The organism is Mycobacterium sp. GA-1841 (genome assembly GCF_001954135.1).
In the GTDB taxonomy this organism is placed as follows: Bacteria; Actinomycetota; Actinomycetes; order Mycobacteriales; family Mycobacteriaceae; genus Mycobacterium.
In genome coordinates this window covers 1-20,649 of sequence record NZ_MBEQ01000079.1, presented here as the reverse complement: position 1 = coordinate 20,649, position 20,649 = coordinate 1, and the positions used below count along the sequence as shown (strand labels likewise).

General features: G+C 67.5%; 22 protein-coding genes and 1 pseudogene. 12 read left to right on the top strand and 11 right to left on the bottom strand.

Translation table 11 applies throughout. The features are described from left to right. The 4 genes and pseudogenes from A5740_RS19240 to A5740_RS19225 all read right to left on the bottom strand — a co-directional run. A pseudogene (locus A5740_RS19240) lies at window positions 1-570 on the bottom strand (glycoside hydrolase); the annotation flags it as partial. 2 nt (window positions 571-572) lie between these two features. Further along, entirely contained in the window at window positions 573-878 is a 306-nt protein-coding gene (locus A5740_RS19235; protein ID WP_254849254.1) for a hypothetical protein, read from the bottom strand. Window positions 879-929: 51 nt separating this feature from the next. Next, on the bottom strand, window positions 930-1,667 hold the full coding sequence (locus A5740_RS19230) for an SDR family NAD(P)-dependent oxidoreductase (protein WP_076196604.1): 738 nt from the start codon (window positions 1,665-1,667) through the stop codon (window positions 930-932). Window positions 1,668-1,685: 18 nt separating this feature from the next. Next, complete coding sequence (locus tag A5740_RS19225; RefSeq protein ID WP_076196602.1) at window positions 1,686-2,303, bottom strand: sigma-70 family RNA polymerase sigma factor; 618 nt, start codon at window positions 2,301-2,303, stop codon at window positions 1,686-1,688. Between the two features lie 137 nt (window positions 2,304-2,440). On the opposite strand from A5740_RS19225, the gene upp reads away from it, so the two are divergent. After that, entirely contained in the window at window positions 2,441-3,064 is a 624-nt protein-coding gene (upp, locus tag A5740_RS19220; protein ID WP_076196600.1) for a uracil phosphoribosyltransferase, read from the top strand. A gap of 6 nt (window positions 3,065-3,070) precedes the next feature. On the opposite strand, the gene A5740_RS19215 is transcribed toward upp, so the two are convergent. Then, entirely contained in the window at window positions 3,071-4,687 is a 1,617-nt protein-coding gene (locus A5740_RS19215; protein WP_076196598.1) for a phospho-sugar mutase, read from the bottom strand. Further along, window positions 4,684-5,130: a MarR family winged helix-turn-helix transcriptional regulator gene (locus A5740_RS19210; protein WP_076196596.1), complete on the bottom strand. Its 447-nt coding sequence runs from the start codon at window positions 5,128-5,130 to the stop codon at window positions 4,684-4,686. Before A5740_RS19210 ends, A5740_RS19215 begins: the two co-directional genes overlap by 4 nt. 108 nt (window positions 5,131-5,238) lie before the next feature. On the opposite strand from A5740_RS19210, the gene A5740_RS19205 reads away from it, so the two are divergent. Continuing rightward, on the top strand, window positions 5,239-6,330 hold the full coding sequence (locus A5740_RS19205) for an AbrB family transcriptional regulator (RefSeq protein WP_076196594.1): 1,092 nt from the start codon (window positions 5,239-5,241) through the stop codon (window positions 6,328-6,330). Here A5740_RS19205 and A5740_RS19200 read toward each other — a convergent pair. Continuing rightward, window positions 6,323-7,132 (bottom strand): purine-nucleoside phosphorylase, encoded by an 810-nt coding sequence (locus tag A5740_RS19200; protein ID WP_371454773.1) that lies wholly within the window; start codon window positions 7,130-7,132, stop codon window positions 6,323-6,325. The genes A5740_RS19205 and A5740_RS19200 overlap by 8 nt on opposite strands. A 44-nt stretch (window positions 7,133-7,176) precedes the next feature. Here A5740_RS19200 and A5740_RS19195 point away from each other — a divergent pair, with 44 nt between their 5' ends. Further along, window positions 7,177-8,361 (top strand): M20 family metallopeptidase, encoded by a 1,185-nt coding sequence (locus tag A5740_RS19195; RefSeq protein WP_076196590.1) that lies wholly within the window; start codon window positions 7,177-7,179, stop codon window positions 8,359-8,361. Next, window positions 8,358-9,524, top strand: a complete 1,167-nt coding sequence (locus A5740_RS19190; RefSeq protein WP_076196588.1) for a M20 family metallopeptidase — start codon at window positions 8,358-8,360, stop codon at window positions 9,522-9,524. The genes A5740_RS19195 and A5740_RS19190 overlap by 4 nt, the downstream gene beginning before the upstream one ends. Window position 9,525: 1 nt before the next feature. On the opposite strand, the gene A5740_RS19185 is transcribed toward A5740_RS19190, so the two are convergent. Then, window positions 9,526-9,993: a gamma-glutamylcyclotransferase gene (locus tag A5740_RS19185; RefSeq protein ID WP_076196586.1), complete on the bottom strand. Its 468-nt coding sequence runs from the start codon at window positions 9,991-9,993 to the stop codon at window positions 9,526-9,528. 41 nt (window positions 9,994-10,034) lie between these two features. On the opposite strand from A5740_RS19185, the gene A5740_RS19180 reads away from it, so the two are divergent. The 3 genes from A5740_RS19180 to A5740_RS19170 are packed head-to-tail and all read left to right on the top strand — an operon-like array spanning window position 10,035 to window position 14,100. Continuing rightward, window positions 10,035-11,450 carry an NAD(P)H-quinone dehydrogenase gene (locus A5740_RS19180; RefSeq protein WP_076196584.1) on the top strand — a complete coding sequence of 472 codons (1,416 nt, stop codon included), beginning with the start codon at window positions 10,035-10,037 and terminating at the stop codon, window positions 11,448-11,450. 42 nt (window positions 11,451-11,492) lie between these two features. Further along, a complete protein-coding gene (locus A5740_RS19175) occupies window positions 11,493-13,238 on the top strand; it encodes a glycerol-3-phosphate dehydrogenase/oxidase (RefSeq protein ID WP_076196582.1) in 1,746 nt (581 codons plus the stop codon). A 7-nt stretch (window positions 13,239-13,245) separates the two neighbouring features. Beyond that, window positions 13,246-14,100, top strand: coding sequence for a pseudouridine synthase (locus A5740_RS19170; RefSeq protein WP_076196580.1), 855 nt, complete (start codon window positions 13,246-13,248; stop codon window positions 14,098-14,100). Window positions 14,101-14,103: 3 nt separating this feature from the next. On the opposite strand, the gene A5740_RS19165 is transcribed toward A5740_RS19170, so the two are convergent. Further along, on the bottom strand, window positions 14,104-14,694 hold the full coding sequence (locus tag A5740_RS19165; protein WP_076196578.1) for a hypothetical protein: 591 nt from the start codon (window positions 14,692-14,694) through the stop codon (window positions 14,104-14,106). A 69-nt stretch (window positions 14,695-14,763) separates the two neighbouring features. Here A5740_RS19165 and A5740_RS19160 point away from each other — a divergent pair, with 69 nt between their 5' ends. Together A5740_RS19160 and A5740_RS19155 are read left to right on the top strand one after the other, a co-directional pair. Next, complete coding sequence (locus tag A5740_RS19160; RefSeq protein WP_076196576.1) at window positions 14,764-15,534, top strand: SDR family NAD(P)-dependent oxidoreductase; 771 nt, start codon at window positions 14,764-14,766, stop codon at window positions 15,532-15,534. Further along, complete coding sequence (locus A5740_RS19155) at window positions 15,531-16,142, top strand: hypothetical protein (protein ID WP_076196574.1); 612 nt, start codon at window positions 15,531-15,533, stop codon at window positions 16,140-16,142. Before A5740_RS19160 ends, A5740_RS19155 begins: the two co-directional genes overlap by 4 nt. Before the next feature lie 3 nt (window positions 16,143-16,145). Here A5740_RS19155 and A5740_RS19150 read toward each other — a convergent pair whose 3' ends face one another. Together A5740_RS19150 and A5740_RS19145 are read right to left on the bottom strand one after the other, a co-directional pair. Beyond that, on the bottom strand, window positions 16,146-16,937 hold the full coding sequence (locus A5740_RS19150; protein WP_076196572.1) for an enoyl-CoA hydratase/isomerase family protein: 792 nt from the start codon (window positions 16,935-16,937) through the stop codon (window positions 16,146-16,148). Between the two features lie 9 nt (window positions 16,938-16,946). After that, window positions 16,947-17,603, bottom strand: a complete 657-nt coding sequence (locus A5740_RS19145; protein WP_076196570.1) for a TetR family transcriptional regulator — start codon at window positions 17,601-17,603, stop codon at window positions 16,947-16,949. A gap of 71 nt (window positions 17,604-17,674) precedes the next feature. Here A5740_RS19145 and A5740_RS19140 point away from each other — a divergent pair, with 71 nt between their 5' ends. The 3 genes from A5740_RS19140 to A5740_RS19130 all read left to right on the top strand — a co-directional run bounded on the left by A5740_RS19140 (window position 17,675) and on the right by A5740_RS19130 (window position 20,562). Beyond that, window positions 17,675-18,760: a ferredoxin reductase gene (locus tag A5740_RS19140; protein ID WP_076196568.1), complete on the top strand. Its 1,086-nt coding sequence runs from the start codon at window positions 17,675-17,677 to the stop codon at window positions 18,758-18,760. A gap of 14 nt (window positions 18,761-18,774) precedes the next feature. Continuing rightward, window positions 18,775-19,962 carry an acyl-CoA desaturase gene (locus A5740_RS19135; RefSeq protein ID WP_076196566.1) on the top strand — a complete coding sequence of 396 codons (1,188 nt, stop codon included), beginning with the start codon at window positions 18,775-18,777 and terminating at the stop codon, window positions 19,960-19,962. Between the two features lie 63 nt (window positions 19,963-20,025). Further along, a complete protein-coding gene (locus tag A5740_RS19130) occupies window positions 20,026-20,562 on the top strand; it encodes an FAD-dependent oxidoreductase (protein ID WP_076196564.1) in 537 nt (178 codons plus the stop codon). The last annotated feature ends 87 nt before the right edge of the window (window positions 20,563-20,649 follow it).

Below are 20,649 nucleotides of genomic sequence, written 5' to 3'. Positions count from 1 at the left end.
CCCGGCCCCTTCTGGCAGCGCCACGCCGGTCGGTTGGAGCCGTGGCCTCGACCTGCCATCGGCTGCCGATCCGCCCGTGGCCGGGCCGGGGACTGCGCTCGAGAGTGCGCCGGCCTGACCGTCCAGTTCGGCGCGTAGTTCCTCGACGACGGCGGTCGCCTCGCTGATCGCTCGCCGTGCCTCGGCCTCCAGCTCTTCGGCCACCCCCGGCTCTGCGAGGTGCGGCGTCAATGCCGCGGCACGTTGCTCGAAGCGGTCGATGATCGCCTGCAGCCGCGCCCCGGCGTCGGCCACCGCGTTACCAGCATCTCTGGCCGCAGTGCTCAACGTCCGGGCCCGCTCCGCCAGACCGGCCGCCTGGGCGGCAGCGCCCGCAGTGAACTCTGCGGCTGCGGTGCCGGCGGTGCCCGACCACTCACCGACGGCCCGGTCCCACGAGTGCTGCAGCGCGACGGCGATGTCCGACAGCGTGGTGTGCGCGCCGTCCAGGGCCGTCACCGCGGGGACGTGCCGGCCGGACCCGACCAGATCACGCAGCTCGTACAGCGGCGCGGCCAGGGTGCTGGGCACCGCTACACCTGCGGCAACAGCTTGGCGGCCCGCTGACCGGCGGCGTGGAAGACCTCGACGGTCCCTTCCGCGTGCAGCGCCCCCGAGTCGGTGTGGATGCCCAGCGCCGCCACTGCGGCACTGTGTTCGGTCACGGCCTCGGTGAACGCGGTGACGAATCGTTCGGCCACCGGTCCGAGAGCGTCGGCCGGTGACGGCATCGACCGCAGGGCGGCGGCCACGGCGTTCAGGTCGGCGGCGTGCGTGGCCAGGGCGGTGCCAAGGGCGCGGATGGCCGCCATGTCGGCGCGCAGGGTGTCGGCGGGCATGTGGTTAGGACGCCCGTCGGCGCGGTTCGGTTCCCTTGAATCGCGGCGCGTTCAGATGGCGGTGCCGCCACCGTCGACGTGCAGCGTCGAGCCGGTGATGAAGGCCGCGCGCGGAGAGCTCAAGAACAGCACCGCGTGGGCGATCTCCTCAGGGGTGGCGGTGCGGCCCAGCGGCAGGGCCCGGCCCAGTTCCTCATTGGTGTCGCCCCATTGGGCCTCCACCCCTTCGGTGCGGGTCGGTCCCGGTGCCACGCTGTTGACCCGCACTCCACCGGTGCCGAATTCCGCGGCCCAGGTGCGGGTCAATGATTCCACCGCGGCCTTGGAGGCGCTGTAGGCCGAGGCACCGGGCACGCCTTTGGAGGCGACCATCGAGGTGACGTTGACGATGCTGCCGCGGCCCCGTTCGAGCATGCCGCCCACCAGTTGAGCGACCAGGAAATAGGTGCCGCGCACATTGGTGTCGAAAGTCTGCTCGAAGGAGCCGATGTCTTGTTCGACCGTGAGCGCACCCGGGAAGGCGGCCGCGTTGTTGACCAGGATGTCGGTCTGATCACACTGTTGGGCAAGGGCTTTCACCGACCCGAGGTCGGCGAGGTCGGCACGGACGAAATCGACGTCACCGCCCAGCGCGGCCGCGGCGTCGCGTCCACGCTTCTCGTCCCGGCCGGTGATCGTCACGGCCGCGCCGGCGCCTGCCAGCAGATTGGCGCAGGCCAAGCCGATGCCGGCGGTCCCGCCGGTGATCAGTGCGGTGTATCCCTTGAGCTCTGTCGTTGCGGATTCCATGGTGTCCTCTCGTTGTTCTCAGGCGACACACTGGGTGTCGGTCAATGCCCCCCGCAGCCGTTCCCGGCTGCGTGATATTCGCGACATCACCGTTCCCAGTGGGATTTCCATGCGGGCCGCGGTCTCGGCGTAGGTGCATCCTTCGATGTCGGCGTAGTACAGCACCGTGCGGAAACCTTCGGGCAGGGTCAGCACCGCATCGCGAATCCGGTTGTCGCAGAACAGGTCAAGGGCGCGATCCTCGGCGGAACGCTCTGCTGATTTGGAATGGACGACGTTGCCCCACATGTCGCTGTCGGTGATCTCGCCGACGGTGAAGGTGTCCGGACGGCGTTGCCTCATCCGGTGTGTGCTGATCCACCGGTTGTGCATGATCCGGAACAGCCAGGCCCGCACGTTGGTGCCCGGCTCGAACCGTCGAAAGCCGGCGTAGGCGTTCATCAGCGTGTCCTGCACGAGGTCTTCGGCATCGGCCTGGGTGAGCGTGAGCCGTCGCGCGGTGCGCAACAGGACCGGGTGAAACGGCATCGCCTCGCGGGCGAACCGGTCGGCCAGTTGTGCGTCGGACTCCACCGGGGTGGCATCCGTGGGCGAGCCCAGTGGGCTGATATCGCCGATGTCTACGACTTTCGCCATGTTCAGTTCTCCAGAGTCCGGGGGCAGGATTGCCGCCATCTCAGACTGGTGCGGACAACCGCGTAGCGGACCCTTGAAAACCCGTGGTCCGTAGTCCGTGGGCCCCCGCGGGCGCCGATCCCGTTAAGGTCTGCGGAATGGATGTACGCGTCGTCGACCACCCTCTGGCTGCCGCCCGGCTGACCACGCTGCGGGATGAGCGCACCGACAACGCCGGGTTCCGGTCGGCGTTGCGTGACCTGACGATGATGCTCGTGTACGAGGCCACCCGCGATGCCGCGTCCGAGGTGATCCCGGTGCGGACCCCGGTGATCGACACCACGGGGTCGCGGCTGGCGAATCCGCCGCTACTGGTCCCGGTGTTGCGGGCCGGTCTGGGCATGGTCGATCAGGCGCATGCGCTGATCCCCGAGGCGCAGGTCGGGTTCGTCGGGATGGCCCGTGACGAGACGACGCACCAGCCGACCCCGTACCTGGCTTCGCTGCCCGACGACCTGAGCGCCCGGTCGGTGTTCGTGCTCGACCCGATGCTGGCCACCGGCGGCTCGATGGCGCACACCATCGGCCTGCTGCGCGATCGCAATGCCGTCGACATCACCGCGGTGTGCGTGGTGTGTGCGCCGCAGGGGATCGCCACCCTGGAGAAGGCCGCACCGGAGATCCGGTTGATCACGGCGTCCATCGACGAAGGGCTCAACGAGATCGCCTACATCGTTCCGGGTCTGGGGGACGCCGGGGATCGTCAGTTCGGTCCGCGCTGAGAGCGCCTACCAGCGCGCCGCGGCGTCGGCCAGGGCCTGGCTGAGCTTCTCGGCGTGCGCTCTCGCGGTGCTCACGTCATCGCTAGGCGAACAGCGAACCTCGGTGTAGGACTTGAGCTTCGGTTCGGTCCCGGAGGGTCGCACCACCACGCGCACCGACGTACCCGCGTCGTCCCCGGTGAAGATAAGGGCGTCGGTGCAGAGTTGTCCGGGACGTTGCTGCAGGTCTTCTGCGGTGACGGCGATGCCGGCCAGTTCGGTCGGTGGATCGGAACGCAGCCGGGCCATGGCGGCGTCGGCGTCGTCGACGTGGCGGGCCACCGCGCCGGTGACATGGACACCGTGTTTCTTGGCCAGATCATCGAGCGCGTCGAGCATGGTGCGGCCCTGATCACGCAGCGCCGCAACCAGGTCGGCAGCCAGGATGGCCGTGCTGATCCCGTCCTTGTCGCGCACCGCGGCCGGGTCGACACAATGGCCGATCGCCTCTTCGTAGGCATACACCAAGGTGTTGCCCGGACTCTGTGCGCGGGCCAACCACTTGAAACCGGTGAGGGTTTCGGCGTGCTGGGCACCGTGCGCCTCGGCGATCGCGGCCAGCATCCGGGAGGACACCACGGTGCTGGCCACCAGGGCGGCCTCGCTGACCGGGCCGGGTTCCAGCTGAGACAGGATGTAATCGCCCAACAGCCAACCGGTTTCGTCGCCGGTGAGCATGCGCCAGCCGTCCGGTCCCGGGACGCCGACGGCGCACCGGTCGGCGTCGGGATCCAGCGCGATGGCGATCTCGGCGTCGATGTCGTCAGCCAGGGCCAGCAGGGCATCCACCGCACCAGGTTCCTCGGGGTTGGGAAAGCCGACGGTGGGGAAGTCCGGATCGGGCGCGAACTGCTCCTCGACGACGTGGACGTCGTCGAATCCGGCCAGCGCCATGGCATCCAGCGCGTACTCGCCGCCGACACCATGCAGCGGCGTCAGCGCCACCCGCACCGGCCCCGCACTGCGGCGCACCCGCGCGGCCCGCTCGACGTAGCCGTGGATCTGGCGCAGGCCGCCGACTTCCACCGGTACCCGGGGAATCTCGTCGGCATGTGGCGCCCGGGCCATCGCCGCCTCGATCTCGCGGTCGACTGGGGGGATGATCTGCATGCCACCGCCGAGAAACACCTTGTAGCCGTTGTCCGTCGGCGGATTGTGCGAGGCGGTGATCTGGATGCCCGCTGCGGTGGGCAGATGTCGGACCGCGTAGGCGATGACCGGTGTCGGGACGGCGGCCAGCATCAGCAGTACGTCGAATCCTTCACCGGCCAACACTTCGGCGGCGGCCAGGGCGAATTCGTCGGATTTGTGCCGAGCATCGCGACCCACCACCACATGGGTTTCCCCCGACCCCCGGTCTTTGAGTACCTGCGCGACGGCCCACGTGGCCCGCATGACCACGGCCAGGTTCATCGCGTCCGGCCCGCCCCGCAACGGTCCGCGCAAACCGGCGGTGCCGAAGGTCAGTGGATGACTGAACCGGCGGTCGAGCTCTTCGGGACTGCAGGCGGCCAATTCGGCAGCGGTCTGCGGATCGGGGTCGTGTGCGATCCAATCGGCGGAGGCAGTCGCGAGGGAGGTCATGAGCCAAGTGTGCCCGCACTGGCGTCGGAGTAAGCAAGCTTGCGCAGTACCGGCGCCACGAGCATCAACAAGTCGAACTCCAGATCGGTCAGGTTCTCACGCATGGCGGCGTGTAGCCAGGCGTCCCGCTCGGCGCGGTCGGCCTGCAGGAGCACGGTGCCCTCGGCGGTGATCTCGATGAGCTGGCGGCGACGGTCGGTGTCGTCGGGGCGGCGGACGATCAGGCCGCGGCGGACGAGCTCGTTGATGCTGTCGGTGAGTGACTGCACCCGCACGTGCAACCGGGCGCTCATCTCGGCCGGGGTGGTGGTGCCGGTGCGGCCGGCTTCGCCGAGAAGTTCCAGCTGACTCAACGTGAGACCGTGATCGGGCCGGTGGCGCCGCATCTGGCGGGCCACCGCCATCATCGACTCACGGAGTTCAGTCGCCGATGTTGCAGACATAATCAAGTTATACCTTGGTATTGACCGCGCTTTGTCCGTGTTGACCGTTTTTCGCGGTGACTAATGCCAAGGTTTTACTTAGTATGTAGGTCGGAGGTAGACGCACGGATGACACGGACGCTGCGGTGGGTGCTGCTGGTGGTTGCGACTACCGCCGTCACCGTCCCGTTGAATCTCGTCGGCGTTCCCTCGGCGGCGTTGTTCGCCGGTCTGGCGGTCGGCATCGCGCTGGCCCTGGCCGCATTCGCCCCGGAGCGGATGCCTCGTCCGGCGGGAGTGATCGCCCAGGGCGTGCTGGGCGTCTACATCGGCACCATGGTGCATCAGGATGCCGTCGACGCCATGGGTTCGGACTGGTTGATCGTGGCGGTGGTCACCGTGGCGACCTTGGTGTTGAGCGTCTTGGCCGGTGGACTATTGGGTTTGCATCGCGACGTCAGTCCCCTGACGGGGTCGCTGGCCCTGGTGGCCGGTGGCGCGTCGGGTCTGGTGGCCATCGCACGGGAACTGGGCGGCGACGATCGCGTCGTGTCCGTGGTCCAGTACCTGCGGGTAGCGCTGGTCACCGCGACCATACCCCTCGTGGTGACCCTGATCTTTCATGCCGATCGGTCCCATCCCGCGCCGGTTTCCGGTGAAGCCCCTTCGGCACCTTGGTATCTCAGCCTCGTCATGCTGGTCGTCATCGTCGCTGTCGGCGCGGTGCTCGGCCGGTTGGTCAGGCTTCCCGGGGCCGGGCTGCTCGGCCCGCTGGCTCTGACCGTGGGCCTGCAGCTCAGTGGTCTGTCATTCGGGCTGACGGTCCCGATGTTGCTGGTGCAGGCCGCTTACATGGTGATCGGCTGGCAGGCCGGCGTCGCCTTCACCCGCGAATCGCTGCGCGCCATCGGCCGAATCCTGCCGCTGGCGCTGACCTTGATCCTGGTGCTCGGCGCGGCCACCGCCGGCCTCGGCGTGCTGCTGGCCGACGTCACCGGGATGACGCAGCTCGAGGGCTATCTGGCGACCAGCCCGGGCGGCGTCTACGCGGTGCTGGCCACCGCGGTGGAAACCGGGTCCAACGTCACCTTCATCATCACCGCGCAGGTGCTGCGCGTGCTTCTGATGCTCTTCGCGGCGCCGCTGATGGCGCGGGGTATGGCCCGGCTGAGCGGGCGGCACGGCCGTGCGGTCGAGGAACCGGTCGCCGCGGTCAGTTGATCGGCTCGATCCGATCGATCACCGAGCGCAGCAGCGCACCCATCCGGGTCGCCGACTGCCGTCCGGCCTCGAGCACCTCGGCATGGCTCAGCGGCTGGCCCGTCATCCCCGCGGCCAGGTTCGTCACCATGGACACGGCCAGCACCTCCAGGTCCGCGGCCCGCGCGGCGATGGTCTCGAGCACCGTCGACATGCCGACCAGATCGGCGCCCAGGGTGCGCAGCATCCGGATCTCGGCCGGGGTCTCGTAGTGCGGGCCGGGCAGCCCGGCGTAGACGCCCTCGGTCAGGGCCGGCTCGATCTCGCGGGCCAGCGCGCGCAGTCGGGGGGAGTAGGCGTCGACCAGGTCGACGAACTGCGCGCCGATCAGCGGAGAACGTGCCGTGAGGTTGAGGTGGTCGCTGATCAGCACCGGCTGGCCCACCTCGTATTCGGACCGCAGGCCACCGGCGGCATTGGTGAGCACCAGGGTGGATATGCCGGTGGCGGCCGCGGCGCGGACCGGGTGCACGACATGCTGCAGGCCATGCCCCTCGTAGGCGTGGATCCGGCCGGCCAGGACCAGCACCCGGTGAGCACCGATCCGGGTGGAGTGGATCTGGCCGCGATGCCCGACCGCGCTGGGCGGGACGAGCCCCGGGATATCGGCCATCGGCACCGTGGCGACGGGATCCCCGAGCTCGGCGACCGCGGGCGCCCAGCCCGAACCGAGCACGACGGCGACATCGTGGTGGTGAACTCCGGTGCGTTCGGCGATGGCTTCGGCGGACGACAGCGCTGACGCCTGGAGATCGGTCACGATAGGCGAGCTTAACCGTGCCAAACGAGCAGTGAGATACTGCGAGGATGCCGTCTGCCACCGCCTTGCTGAGCGTCGAAGACGCCATCAACCGGCGCCGTGGCGACCTCGTCGAACTCTCGCATTCGATCCACGCCGAGCCCGAGTTGGCCTTCGCCGAGCATCGCAGCTGCGCCAAGACCCAGGCGCTGGTGGCCGAATACGGATTCGAGATCACCGCGCGCGCGGGCGGCCTGGACACCGCGTTCCGGGCGTCGTACGGCAGCGGCCCGCTGGTGGTCGGGATCTGTGCCGAGTACGACGCGCTGCCCGAGATCGGTCACGCCTGTGGGCACAACATCATCGCGGCCTCGGCGGTCGGTACCGCGCTCGCGCTGGCGGACGTGGCCGACGACCTCGGCGTGACGGTGGTGCTGGTCGGCACTCCGGCCGAGGAGCTCGGCGGCGGAAAAGTGTTGCTGCTCGACGCCGGAGTGTTCGACGACATCGCTGCGACGGTGATGCTGCACCCGGGCCCGGTGGACATCGCCGCTGCCCGCTCGCTGGCGCTGTCGGAGGTGACCGTCGATTACATCGGCCGGGAGTCGCATGCCGCCGTGGCGCCGTATCTGGGCGTCAATGCCGGGGATGCGGTCACCGTCGCGCAGGTGGCCATCGGCCTGTTGCGTCAGCAGCTCATGCCCGGGCAGATGATGCACGGCATCGTCACCCACGGCGGGCAGGCTGCCAACGTCATCCCGGGCCGCGCCGAGATGCGTTACACCATGCGGGCCACCGACATGCCGGCGCTGCGCGAGCTGGAAGAGCGGATGGCCGGATGTTTTTCGGCCGGGGCCCTGGCCACCGGCTGCGAGCACCAGGTCACCGAGATCGGGCCCGCCTATGCCGAAATGGCGCCCGACCCATGGCTTTCGGAGACCATCCGCGCCGAGATGTTGCGGTTGGGCCGTAACCCGTTACCCGAGAACGTGGAGGCAAGTGTGCCGCTGGGCAGTACCGATATGGGCAACATCAGCCAGGTGATGCCCGGAATCCATCCGGTGATCGGTATCGACTCGGGCGGCGCGGCGATCCACCAGCCCGCGTTCACCGCGGCAGCGGCCGGCCCGAGCGCCGACCAGGCTGTGGTGGAAGGCGCGATCATGTTGGCCCGCACCGTGGTTGCGCTCGCCGAGACGCCGGCGCAGCGTGATCGGGTACTGGCGGCCCAGGAGACGAGGCGGGCGTCATGAGCGTGTTGCAGCACGCCGCTGCCCGCTGGCTGTCGGCACATTACGACGAGATGGTGTCGTGGCGCCGGCATCTGCACGCGCATCCGGAATTGGGCCGCCAAGAGTTCGCCACCACCGAGTTCGTCGCCAGTCACCTTGCCGACGCGGGGTTGAATCCCAAAGTGCTGCCCGGCGGCACTGGGTTGACCTGTGACTTCGGGCCGGAGGACGGCCCACGCATCGCTCTGCGGGCGGACATGGACGCCTTGCCGATGGCCGACCGGACCGGCGCGTCGTATGCCTCCACGGTTCCCAACATCGCGCATGCCTGCGGGCATGACGCGCACACCGCGGTACTGCTCGGCGCGGCGATGGCCCTGTCGTCGGTGCCGGAACTGCCGGTGGGGGTGCGCCTGCTGTTCCAGGCGGCCGAGGAGCTGATGCCCGGCGGCGCGATCGACGCGATCAACGCCGGTGTGCTCAACGGGGTGAGCCGGATCTTCGCCCTGCACTGCGATCCGCGGCTGGCTGTCGGTCGGGTGGCCACCAAGCCCGGTCCGATCACCTCGGCGGCCGATTCCATCGAGATCACCCTGCACTCACCCGGCGGGCACACCTCGCGTCCGCACCTGACCGGCGACCTGGTCTACGGGCTGGGCACGCTGATCACCGGGCTGCCCGGCGTGCTGTCGCGGCGCATCGACCCGCGGCATGACACCGTGATGGTGTGGGGCGCGGTCAATGCGGGCGTGGCCGCCAACGCCATCCCGCAAATCGGCACCCTGGCCGGAACCATCCGCACCGCCAGCCGCGACACCTGGCTGACACTGGAATCCATTGTGGAACAGTCGGTTACGTCACTGCTGGCCCCGCTCAACATCTCCCACAGCCTCAACTACCGACGCGGGGTGCCCCCGGTGGTCAACGAAGAGGTGTCCACGCGCATCCTCACCCACGCGATCGAGGCCGTCGGCCCCGATGTACTTGCCGACACCCATCAGTCCGGCGGCGGCGAGGATTTCTCCTGGTACCTCGAAGACGTGCCCGGTGCGATGGGGCGTCTCGGAGTGTGGAGCGGTCAAGGCCCACAGCTCGATCTGCATCAGCCCACGTTCGACATCGACGAGCGGGCCCTCGGCGTCGGCGTGCGCACGATGGTGAACATCGTCGCCGCCTCTGGGTGACCTAGGGCCCGATGTTGCGGGCGGGACGGGTGCGCAGATCGTGCACATACGCTTCCGGCGCGCCGGCGATCTCCGCGGCGTCGGCCATCACCCCGAGATAGCGAGCCGAGGGCAGACCGCCCTCCCAGGCATCGACCACATAGAGCCAGGCCAGGACGGGGTCGGTGTCGGTATCCGACGACAACCGGTCGACCCGGCAGCGGATCTTCTTGTGGAACCCGAGCTCGGAGCCCTCCCACCGGTCCAAGGAGTGTTCGTCGGCCGACGTCATGTCGTAGAGCACGACGAACACCTTCGACAGCGGATCTTCGACGACGGTGGCCAGCGCGCCTTCCCAGCCGATGTCCTCACCGCCGAAGGTCAACCGCCAACCGTGCAACCACCCGGTACCTGCCATCGGCGAGTGCGGAGCCCGCTCGAGCATTTGCTCCGGGTGCATATTCGATCCATACGCGGCGTACAGCGGCACGGTTAGACAGCTTAATCGGCGAAGTTCGTTAGGTTGGTCCAGTGGCTACCCGCATCGTGATCATCGGCGGCGGACCCGCCGGATATGAGGCGGCGCTGGTCGCCGCGGCCCGCGGCCCGGAGGTCGCGCATGTCACCGTCGTCGACAGCGACGGGATCGGCGGCGCATGCGTGCTGTGGGACTGCGTGCCGTCGAAGACGTTCATCGCCTCCACCGGGGTGCGCACCGAGCTGCGGCGCGCACCCAACCTGGGCTATTCGTTGGACTTCGAGCAGTCCAACATCTCATTGCCGCAGATCAACGAACGGGTGAAGACGCTGGCCGCGGCGCAGTCGGTGGACATCGCCGAGCGGATGCGCAGTGAGGGCATCGACCTGATCGCCGGCCGCGCCGAGCTGATCGACGACGTTCCCGGCATGGCCCAGCATCGGGTGAAGGTCACCACCAGCGAGGGCGAGGTCAGCCAGCTCACCGCCGATGTGGTGCTGATCGCCACCGGTGCCAGCCCGCGAGTCCTGCCCAATGCTGCGCCCGATGGCGACCGCATCCTCAACTGGCGCCAGCTGTACGACCTCGACACCCTGCCCGATCACCTCGTCGTGGTGGGTTCGGGAGTCACCGGCGCCGAGTTCGTCAACGCCTACACCGAGCTCGGCGTGACCGTGACGGTCGTCGCCAGCCGCGACCAGATCCTGCCGCACGAGGACTCCGACGCGGCCGCGGTGCTGGAGGAGGTGTTCTCCGAGCGCGGTGTCACCTTGGTCAAGAACGCTCGCGCGCAGTCGGTGACCCGTACGGACAGCGGTGTGCGCGTCGCCATGAACGACGGCCGTGTCGTCGAGGGCAGCCATGCGCTGATGACGGTCGGCTCGGTGCCCAACACCGGCGGTCTGGGCCTGGAACGGGTCGGCATCGAGCTCGGGCCCGGCAATTACCTCACCGTGGACCGGGTGTCGCGCACCTCGATGCCGGGCATCTACGCGGCGGGTGACTGCACCGGTCTGCTGCCGCTGGCGTCGGTCGCGGCCATGCAGGGGCGCATCGCGATGTATCACGCTCTCGGCGAGGCGGTGACGCCGATCCGGCTGCGCACTGTCGCCGCGGCGGTGTTCACGCGACCGGAGATCGCCGCGGTCGGGGTTCCGCAGGCCAAGATCGACGACGGATCTGTGCCGGCCCGCACCCTGACCCTGCCGCTCAACACCAATGCCCGGGCCAAGATGTCCAGCCTGCGCCGCGGTTTCGTCAAGATCTTCTGCCGCCCGGCCACCGGGGTGGTGATCGGGGGTGTGGTGGTGGCGCCGATCGCCTCCGAGCTGATCCTGCCGATCGCACTGGCCGTCCAGAACGGCATCCCGGTCGGCGAGCTGGCGCAGACGTTCTCGGTGTACCCGTCGCTGTCGGGCTCGGTCACCGAAGCGGCGCGCCAGCTGATGAAACACGACGACCTGGACTAGAGAATCAGGCGGATCCCACCTCGTCCACGTAGCCTGGGAATCGTGACTGACCCGATCTCAGCACCGGGCGACGGGCAAACCTTCCTCGGTCCGCAGCAAAGGGCGCAAGCCTGGCAACGCCTCGGCGGTGAACAGTTCGACGTAGTGGTCATCGGCGGCGGCGTGGTGGGCGCGGGCGCGGCGTTGGACGCGGCCACCCGAGGGCTGAAAGTAGCTCTCGTCGAGGCCCGCGACTTCGCGTCCGGTACATCGAGCCGCAGCTCCAAGATGTTCCACGGTGGGCTGCGTTACCTGGAACAGTTGGAGTTCGGGCTGGTCCGTGAGGCGTTGCACGAGCGGGAACTGAGTCTGACCACGCTGGCGCCGCATCTGGTCAAGCCGTTGCCGTTCCTGTTCCCGTTGACCAACCGATGGTGGGAGCGGCCGTATGTGGCGGCCGGGATTTTCCTCTACGACCAGCTTGGTGGTGCGAAATCCGTTCCCGCACAGAAACATCTGACCAAGTCTGGGGCCCTGCGGCTGGCGCCCGGGCTCAAGCGCAGCTCGCTGATCGGCGGAATCCGTTACTACGACACCGTCGTCGATGATGCCCGCCACACCATGACCGTGGCACGCACAGCGGCCCACTACGGGGCGGTGGTGCGCTCGTCGAGCCAGGTGGTTTCGCTCCTGCGCGAAGGTGATCGGGTCGTGGGCGTGACCCTGCGTGACTCTGAGGACGGCGCCACCACCGACGTGCGGGGCCACGTCGTGGTCAATGCCACCGGCGTCTGGACCGACGAGATCCAGGCGCTGTCCAAGGAGCGTGGGCGGTTCCGGGTGCGCGCCTCCAAGGGCGTGCACATCGTGGTGCCGCGCGATCGGATCGTCAGCGAAGTGGCGATCATTCTGCGTACCGAGAAGTCGGTGTTGTTCGTGATCCCGTGGGGGACCCATTGGATCATCGGCACGACCGATACGGATTGGAATCTCGACCTCGCGCATCCGGCCGCGACGAAGGCCGACATCGACTACATCCTCGGCCATGTCAACACCGTGCTGGCCACGCCGTTGACCCATGACGACATCGACGGGGTGTACGCCGGTCTGCGGCCGCTGCTGGCCGGTGAGAGCGAGGAGACGTCCAAGCTGTCGCGTGAGCACGCCGTCGCGGTGCCGTCACCGGGGTTGGTGGCCATCGCCGGCGGCAAGTACACCACCTATCGAGTGATGGCGGCCGACGCGATCGACGCTGCCGCCGAATTCATTCCGGCCCGGGTGGCGCCGTCGATCACCGAGAAGGTCCCGTTGATGGGCGCCGACGGGTACTTCGCCCTGATCAATCAGACCGAGTCGGTGGGCAAGCGCTACGGGCTGCACCCCTACCGTGTTCGGCACCTGCTGGACCGCTATGGCTCGCTCATCGGTGAGGTGTTGCAGATGGCTGAGGGTCGACCGGATCTGTTGGAACCCATCACCGATGCGCCGGTCTACCTCAAGGTCGAGGCTTACTATGCCGCGGCAGCCGAAGGGGCGCTGCATCTGGAGGACATCCTGGCCCGGCGGATGCGGATCTCGATCGAGTACCCGCACCGTGGGCGGGACTGTGCCCGCGAAGTTGCCGAAGTCGTTGCCCCGGTGCTGGGTTGGAGCGCCGAGGACGTCGACCGCGAGGTGGCCACCTACATCGCCAGGGTGGAGGCCGAGGTGCAGTCGCAACGCCAGCCCGATGACGAGTCCGCCGATGCGCTGCGCCAGGCCGCCCCTGAGGCCCGCGCCCAGATCCTCGAACCCGTGCCGCTGAATTGAGGGCGCGTTGAGAAAGCCGCCCCCGCTGCCGGTTCGGGACGGCCTGGGCCCGGCGCGGTTGCGGCTTCTCGGGGGCAACGTGCACGACGAGTTGCAGACCCGTTTCGGTATCGGCGCGAAAGTGCTTGCCGGGGAAGTGGTTCTACCGGATGGCTCGATCGTCGATGACTCGACGGTGTTGCCCGCCGGGGCCTACGTGTACTTCTACCGCGACCTGGTCGACGAGGTGGAAGTTCCGTTCGACATCCCGGTCCTGTACCGCGACGACGACATCGTCGTGGTCGACAAGCCGCACTTCCTGGCCACCATGCCCCGCGGCACCCACGTCGCGCAGACCGCGTTGGTGCGGCTGCGTCGGGAACTGGATCTACCGGAACTCAGCCCGGCGCACCGGCTGGACCGGCTCACCGCCGGGGTGTTGTTGTTCACCGTGCGTCGCGAGGTGCGGGGACGTTATCAGCGCCTGTTCGCCGAGGGCGGGGTGGGCAAGACGTATCTGGCCCGCGCGACCGGGAACTCGGCGCTGGCGCTTCCGACCACGCTGCAAAGTCGAATCATCAAGCAGCGCGGTCGGTTACAGGCATTCGAGGAACCCGGTGAGCCCAATGCCGAAACTTACGTCGAACCCGTGGGAGTCGGGCTGTACCGCCTCACGCCTCGTACCGGGCAGACGCATCAGTTGCGGGTGCACATGGCCTCGATCGGCTTGCCGATCGTCGGAGATCCCTTGTATCCCACGGTTATCGATGTGGCTCCAGACGATTTTGAGCACCCGCTGCAGCTGCTGGCGCAGCGTCTGAGGTTCACCGACCCGATCAGCGGCGCCGAACGTGAGTTCCTCAGTGCGCGAACGCTGGGCTGAGACTCAGTGGTGCCATTTGGTTCGGCCATCGCCACGGTCGAGCAGAACCCGAAGCTCGGCGGCCCAGGTGCGGATGCGGAGCCGGTCGAGGAGTACCCGGAGCGCGGCGATGACCAGGCCGCACAACACCGCTGCGCCAAGCCAGACGGACACTGCGGCGGCGACGCCGTAGGTCCCGGCGCTGGACGGTGACAACGGAGCCCGCACTCGGCGCCCGGTTTGATCGACCCAGATCGGCACGGTGTCGCCGGCGTTCAGCGAACGGGTGGGGCGTATCGCACCGGTGTGCGGGGCGCCGTTGGCCGTCCACGTGATGGTGGCGACGGCAGCGGTGCCCTCGTCGGGCATGGGCGTCGACGGGGTGTCGTCCACCACGGTCGCCTGTACCGCCGTGCGCGTCTGCGCCTGGGTCTCGGCGGTGCGCAGCGTGTGCGCGTGCACTGACTCACCGACGGTGACGGCATTCGGGATGATCAGGACGACGAATACCACGGCGAGCACCATGGTCCATGCCTCGAGCCGATCGGTGCGTCGGACGAGCGGGTTCCGGCCGAGTGCTCGCAACACCCACCAGCGACGCCGATTGACTCTCATACTCTCTCCATGCTGACACTGCGGTAGGGGCTCAATCCACCCCCCGGGGCAGGGTGTTCTACTGGCGGGGTGAACCGGGAGACCTTTGACCATCTGTTCGACATGACCGACCGGACCGTGATCGTGACCGGCGGCACCCGCGGTATCGGATTGGCCCTCGCCGAGGGCTTCGCGCTGGCCGGAGCGCGTGTGGTGGTGGCCAGCCGCAAGCCGGCCGCCTGCGAGAAGGCGGCCGAGCATTTGCGCGGTCTCGGAGCTCAGGCCATCGGCGTGCCCACCCACAGCGGAAACATCGACGATCTCGGCGTCCTGGTGGAACGGGCGGTCGCGGAGTTCGGCGGGATCGATGTCGTGGTCAACAACGCCGCCAACGCGCTGGCCCAGCCGCTGGGGCAGATGACGCCGGAAGCCTGGGCCAAGTCCTACGAGGTGAACCTGCGGGGGCCGGTTTTTCTGGTGCAACACGCCTTGCCGCATCTGCAGGCCAGCGCGAAGGCCGCGGTGCTGAACATGGTGTCGGTCGGGGCGTTCAACTTCGCGCCGTCGCTGTCGATCTACGCCTCGGGCAAGGCGGCGCTGATGTCGGTCACCCGGTCGATGGCCGCCGAGTTCGCCCCGTTGGGCATCCGGGTCAATGCCCTGGCGCCGGGACCGGTCGACACCGACATGATGCGCAACAACCCGCCGGAGGCGATCGATCACATGGTTGGCGGCACCTTGATGAAGCGCCTGGCCCGCCCCGACGAGATGGTCGGCGCGGCGCTGCTGATGTGTTCGGACGCCGGTAGTTACATGACCGGGCAGGTGATCATTGTCGACGGTGGCGGAACAGCGCGATGACAGCGGCGGTCTACGACGACTTCACCGTACCGGTCGTGCTGCAGGGTGCGGACAGTACCCGCGTGTGGCGCAGCCGGGCGCGTCAGACCTTGACGATGTCACCGGCCGGAATCATGTTCGAACGTCGCGGGAAGACAGTGCATCTCGAGTGGCGCGACATCACCGGCATCACCATGATCAACATGAGCCGGTCCTTGCGAATCGTCTTCAATGCATGGGCCATTTGCGCGCGGGGTGCTGATGCGATCTACCCGCATGAGTTCGAGAAGGATTGGCCCACCGGGCAGATCGGCCGCTGGCTGGCGCACTATCGGCCCGATCTGGTGCTGCCGGCCGACGGAGCGATGTTGCCCTTCGGCATACCGCGTGAAAATTATCGGTGGGTGATTCCGTTCGTTGTGGTGGGCGGGCTCGCGGGTTCGTTTTACGCGGCCAAATCGTTTGCGGGCGGGCTCGGCGTCATGGCGGGCATGGTCGTGATCGCAGTGCCTTTCACGTCGCCCCGGCGTCTTCGGATCGCAGGGTGCATCTTCGTCGCCGTCATGCTGGCTTGGTTGCTCGCGATCGGGTTCCTTTGGCTCGTGTCGATCACTGGGTACAAGTTGTGACGCTTACGTGTGCTTGGTGAACTGAGCGGATCCGGCCAGGCTGCCGGTGCCGACCGACAGGATCTGGCTGCGGTTCTCCACGTGTAGCGCGGTCTCCAGGCAGCCGGCGTCGAGGTTGGCCCACAACACCTGCTTGGTGGATTCCAGGCCGAATTTGCCATAGCCGCAAAGGGTTTCGGCGATGTCAAGGGCTGCGCCGAGCAAATCGGCGGTGTCGTCGACGATGCGGGTGACCAGACCGAGCCGCAGCGCCTCGGCCGCGTCGACCGCACGGGCGGTCAGAATCAGATCGAACGCCGGGCCCGCGCCGATGATCCGGGGCAGGGTGTAGCTGACGCCGATGTCACAGCCACCGATGCCCAGCTTGATGAACTGCGTGCAGAACTTCGCCGCCGGGCCGGCGATCCGGATGTCGCTGGCGGCAGCCAAAGCGAAGCCACCGCCGTAGGCCGCGCCGTTGACCGCGGCGATGACGGGCTGGCGCAGCCGGTGCAGTTTGACCGTGAGGTTGGCGATGCGTTCCTGCCAGCGCATGCCGGAGCGGGGGAACTCGGTGCCGCCGCCGGCCTCGGGCGGATTGGGATTGCTCAGATCCAGCCCGGAGCAAAAACCGCGTCCGGCGCCGGTGAGCACCACGACACGGCATTCGTTGTTCGCCGCGATGGTGTCGAGGGCGGCGTGCAGCGCCTCGACCAACTCGTAGGACAGCGCGTTGAGTTTGTCCGGGCGGTTGAGCGTGAGGACGGCGATGTCGGGTCGTGGGTAGGTCAGATCGAGGGGCTCTGCAGAGGGCATGGGCGGACCCTAGCCGGTGCTGTGCCACCCGTTGACGCCAACGGCGATCATCCGTAGTTGCTTGACCGCGGTGCGGTGGATGGCCTCGATGGATTGTGCGTCGCCGGCGTCTTCGAGTGCCTCGGCCGTCGAGATCATCGCGTTGACGAACAGGTTGGCCAGAATGTTGAGATCTTCGCTGCTCCAGTCTTTGAGCGCGGGGAAGCGGGCCAAATCGATCGCGAGTTCGGAGGTGATCAGCCGGATTTCGGTGCGGATCGCGTAGCGCAGCACCGACACTCCGCTGGAGCGTTCCCGGGAGATGAAGCGCCAATGTTCGCGCCGCTCGTTGACGCTGCCGATGAGGATCTCGGCTGAGGATTCGATGACGTGGTGCGGGTCGAGTTTGCCTGCGCGTGCACCGCGCAGCATGTCACGCAACGACCGGAACGATTCGTCGATGAGGACGAGTCCGAGTGCGTCCATCGAGTCGAAATGCCGATAGAAGGCTGCGGGCACGATACCGGCCTCGCGGGTGACCTCTCGCAGCGACAACGCGCTGAAGCTGCGGTCCTTCAGCAGGGTGAGGGCGGCGCTGATGATCGCGCGCCGCGTGGCCTCTTTGCGTTCCTCGCGGGTCAACGACTCACGTGATCGTGTTCGTGAAGTGGGCGTACGTCTGTTCACTGATGTGAAGCCTACCACTTGCAGCCGTTTTGTCGTTGACAGATCCGCTTGTGCACGCGCACTGTGTACACATGTTCACTCAAACTATGGCTGAAGGCGTTGGTCGACGGCTGCTGGCCGGACCCCGGCTGAGTGCGCTCGCGAACTTGCTCACCGGCCCGCACGGCGTCGATCGCTACACCGAACTGGTGGAACCGACCTGGACCCGCGGCGAGGCCCGCGCCAAAGTGGTGGCGGTGCGGCGGCAGACGTCGCGCAGCGTCACGCTGACCCTCGAACCTAATGCGGCGTTCGCCGGCTTTCGCGCGGGTCAGCACATCAATCTGTCGGTCGAGATCAACGGCCGGCGCCGCACCCGGTGCTACTCGCCGGCCAGCGCTGAAGGCGCGCGCCATGTAGAACTGACGATCGGCCGCCACGACGGCGGGCTGGTTTCGACCTACCTGTGTGATCACGCGTATCCGGGCATGGTGCTCGGCCTCGACTCCGTCGGCGGAGATTTCGTCCTGCCCGAGGTGGCACCGCAGCGCATCCTTTTCGTCTCCGGCGGCAGCGGCATCACGCCCGTGCTGTCCATGCTCCGCACCTTGCGTGCACAGGCGTTCACCGGCGAGATCGCGTTTCTGCACTACGCGCGCGGCGTCGAGGAGGCCTGCTACCGCACTGAACTTGCTGCCATGCACGGCGTACGGGTGCTGCACGGTTACACGCGAGACGAGGCGGCCGGCGATCTCGACGGCTACTTCGACGCGGCGCATCTCGAGGCCGCGTTCCCCGGTAGTACGCCCGACGCGGTGTTCGTCTGCGGTCCACCGGCCCTCGTCGCCGCCGTCCGCGAACGCTGCCCGGGTGCCCACTCGGAGAGCTTCGTGCCTCCGGTGTTCAGCATCCCGACCGAATCCTCCGGCGGCACGGTGTCCTTCACCGGCAGCGGCCTGGAGGTGGCCGACGACGGCCAGACCCTGTTGGCGCAAGCCGAAGCCGCGGGCCTGACCCCCGAGAGCGGATGCCGCATGGGCATCTGCCACAGCTGCACCCGGTCGAAGAGCCGTGGCGCAGTGCGCAACTTGGTCACCGGTGCGATCTCCACCGCTGACTGCGAAGACATCCAGATCTGCGTCACCGCACCCGTCGGTGACGTCGTCATCGATCTCTGACGAAAGGACGTGCCATGTCCGACAAGACCTACACCCTTACCCCTGAGCAGTTCGAGGAGTTCGGCCGCGAACTCGACACCATCCGCGAACGCACCCTGGCCGATCTCGGCGAACGCGACGCCACCTACATCCGCGACATCATCAAGATGCAGCGCAAGCTCGAGGTCGGCGGCCGCGCACTGCTGTTCCTACCGCCGGCCTGGCCGGTCGGGACCGTGATGCTCGGACTGTCGAAGATCCTCGACAACATGGAGATCGGCCACAACGTCATGCACGGCCAGTACGACTGGATGGGCGATCCGGCATTGCGCGGCCAGAACTTCGAATGGGATTCGGCCTGCCCGTCCAATCAGTGGCGGCACTCGCACAACTACATGCACCACACCTACACCAACATCGTCGACATGGACCGTGACATCGGCTACGGCATCCTGCGGATGAGCGAGGACCAGAAGTGGAGCCCGTACTACCTGGGTAATCCCTTGTACGCCTTCCTGTTGATGGTGTTCTTCCAGTACGGGGTGGCACTGCACGAGCTGGAGACCGAGCGCATCCGCTCCGGCGAGATCCGGCTGCGGGACAAGAAAGACATGCTGCGTGAGATGTGGGCCAAGGTCCGCAAGCAGACCGTCAAGGATTACGTGGCCTTCCCGCTGCTGGCCGGGCCGTTCGCCCCATTTGTGTTCGCCGGCAACATGACCGCCAACCTGATGCGCAACGTGTGGTCCTACACCATCATCTTCTGCGGGCACTTCCCGGAGGGCACCCACGAGTTCACCATCGAGGAAACCCAGAACGAGACGCGCGGCCAGTGGTACTTCCGGCAGCTGCTGGGATCGGCAAACCTGAGCGGTGGCAAGTGGTTCCACATCTTCAGCGGCAATCTGTCGTTCCAGATCGAACACCACCTGTTCCCGGATATCCCCGCGCACCGCTACGCCGAGATCTCCGGTGAGGTCAAGGAGATCTGCCAGCGGTACGGACTGCCCTACAACTCCGGTCCGATTCACAAGCAGTTCGCCTCGGTGGTGCGCAAGATCGTGCGGCTCGCATTCCCGTGGGGCGGCAAGCCGAAGGATCCGGAGCCGGCGGTTGAGGAGCCGGCCGTCGAAGAGTCGGCCGTCGAAGAGCCTTCGGTCAAGGAGCCTGCACAGGAATCGGTTTCACAGCCGATCTGCGAGCCCGAACTCGTCAACTGCTGACCGTCGGTCGGTCGTCTGACTTTCTTCTAGGCTGTCGCTCAGTCGAGGGGACTGAGAATCCGAATGGCCTACATCAAGGCGGCCGACCGTCACGAGCAGATCGTGGCGGGCGCTTTCGGGGCAGCGAAAGTCGTCGTCACCGTCCCTGCACCCATGGGCGCATCCATCACCTATCAGCCACCGCTGCCGCCCAAACGCACCCGGCTTGCCGACAGCACGTATGTGGGATCGATCTACCGGGCCATCGCGGTGTACGACCGGCCGTTCTGGAGGCGGGGCAAGGGCGGTGAACTCATCGGTGGTCCTGCGGCCAGGGAGCTCGACGACCTCGGCGACGACGAACGACACCGCGCGGTGTTGGAGCCGCTGATCGGCCAGATCCGGCCGACCAGCTGGCACGAGAAGTCATGGCACACCGATGGTCGCCCAGGCGCTATCTGCGGAAGCGGGCAAGGGAGTCGCATCCCGCGGGACGGCGTCCGTCAGTACGGGGGTGGTGGTCCGTATTCCTCGGTGAGCCAGATTTGGTATTGGCGTTCGACGTCGAGGTCGTTGTTGATTTCGGCGCGGAGGTGGCGTTCTTCGGCGATGCGTTCTTGACGTTCCTGCTCGCGGGTGTGGCTGCGTTTGGGCATCTTGACCCCGCGGTGCGGGTTGGGTCTGTCGGGCTGCGCCTGGGGTCGGGGT

Bases quoted from the DNA above. Each gene is read 5' to 3' on its own strand.
- A5740_RS19235 (WP_254849254.1), bottom strand. From the start codon at position 878: ATGCCCGCCGACACCCTGCGCGCCGACATGGCGGCCATCCGCGCCCTT.
- A5740_RS19230 (WP_076196604.1), bottom strand. From the start codon at position 1,667: ATGGAATCCGCAACGACAGAGCTCAAGGGATACACCGCACTGATCACC.
- A5740_RS19225 (WP_076196602.1), bottom strand. From the start codon at position 2,303: ATGGCGAAAGTCGTAGACATCGGCGATATCAGCCCACTGGGCTCGCCC.
- upp (WP_076196600.1), top strand. From the start codon at position 2,441: ATGGATGTACGCGTCGTCGACCACCCTCTGGCTGCCGCCCGGCTGACC.
- A5740_RS19215 (WP_076196598.1), bottom strand. From the start codon at position 4,687: ATGACCTCCCTCGCGACTGCCTCCGCCGATTGGATCGCACACGACCCC.
- A5740_RS19210 (WP_076196596.1), bottom strand. From the start codon at position 5,130: ATGTCTGCAACATCGGCGACTGAACTCCGTGAGTCGATGATGGCGGTG.
- A5740_RS19205 (WP_076196594.1), top strand. From the start codon at position 5,239: ATGACACGGACGCTGCGGTGGGTGCTGCTGGTGGTTGCGACTACCGCC.
- A5740_RS19195 (WP_076196590.1), top strand. From the start codon at position 7,177: ATGCCGTCTGCCACCGCCTTGCTGAGCGTCGAAGACGCCATCAACCGG.
- A5740_RS19190 (WP_076196588.1), top strand. From the start codon at position 8,358: ATGAGCGTGTTGCAGCACGCCGCTGCCCGCTGGCTGTCGGCACATTAC.
- A5740_RS19165 (WP_076196578.1), bottom strand. From the start codon at position 14,694: ATGAGAGTCAATCGGCGTCGCTGGTGGGTGTTGCGAGCACTCGGCCGG.
- A5740_RS19155 (WP_076196574.1), top strand. From the start codon at position 15,531: ATGACAGCGGCGGTCTACGACGACTTCACCGTACCGGTCGTGCTGCAG.
- A5740_RS19150 (WP_076196572.1), bottom strand. From the start codon at position 16,937: ATGCCCTCTGCAGAGCCCCTCGATCTGACCTACCCACGACCCGACATC.
- A5740_RS19140 (WP_076196568.1), top strand. From the start codon at position 17,675: ATGTTCACTCAAACTATGGCTGAAGGCGTTGGTCGACGGCTGCTGGCC.
- A5740_RS19135 (WP_076196566.1), top strand. From the start codon at position 18,775: ATGTCCGACAAGACCTACACCCTTACCCCTGAGCAGTTCGAGGAGTTC.
- A5740_RS19130 (WP_076196564.1), top strand. From the start codon at position 20,026: ATGGCCTACATCAAGGCGGCCGACCGTCACGAGCAGATCGTGGCGGGC.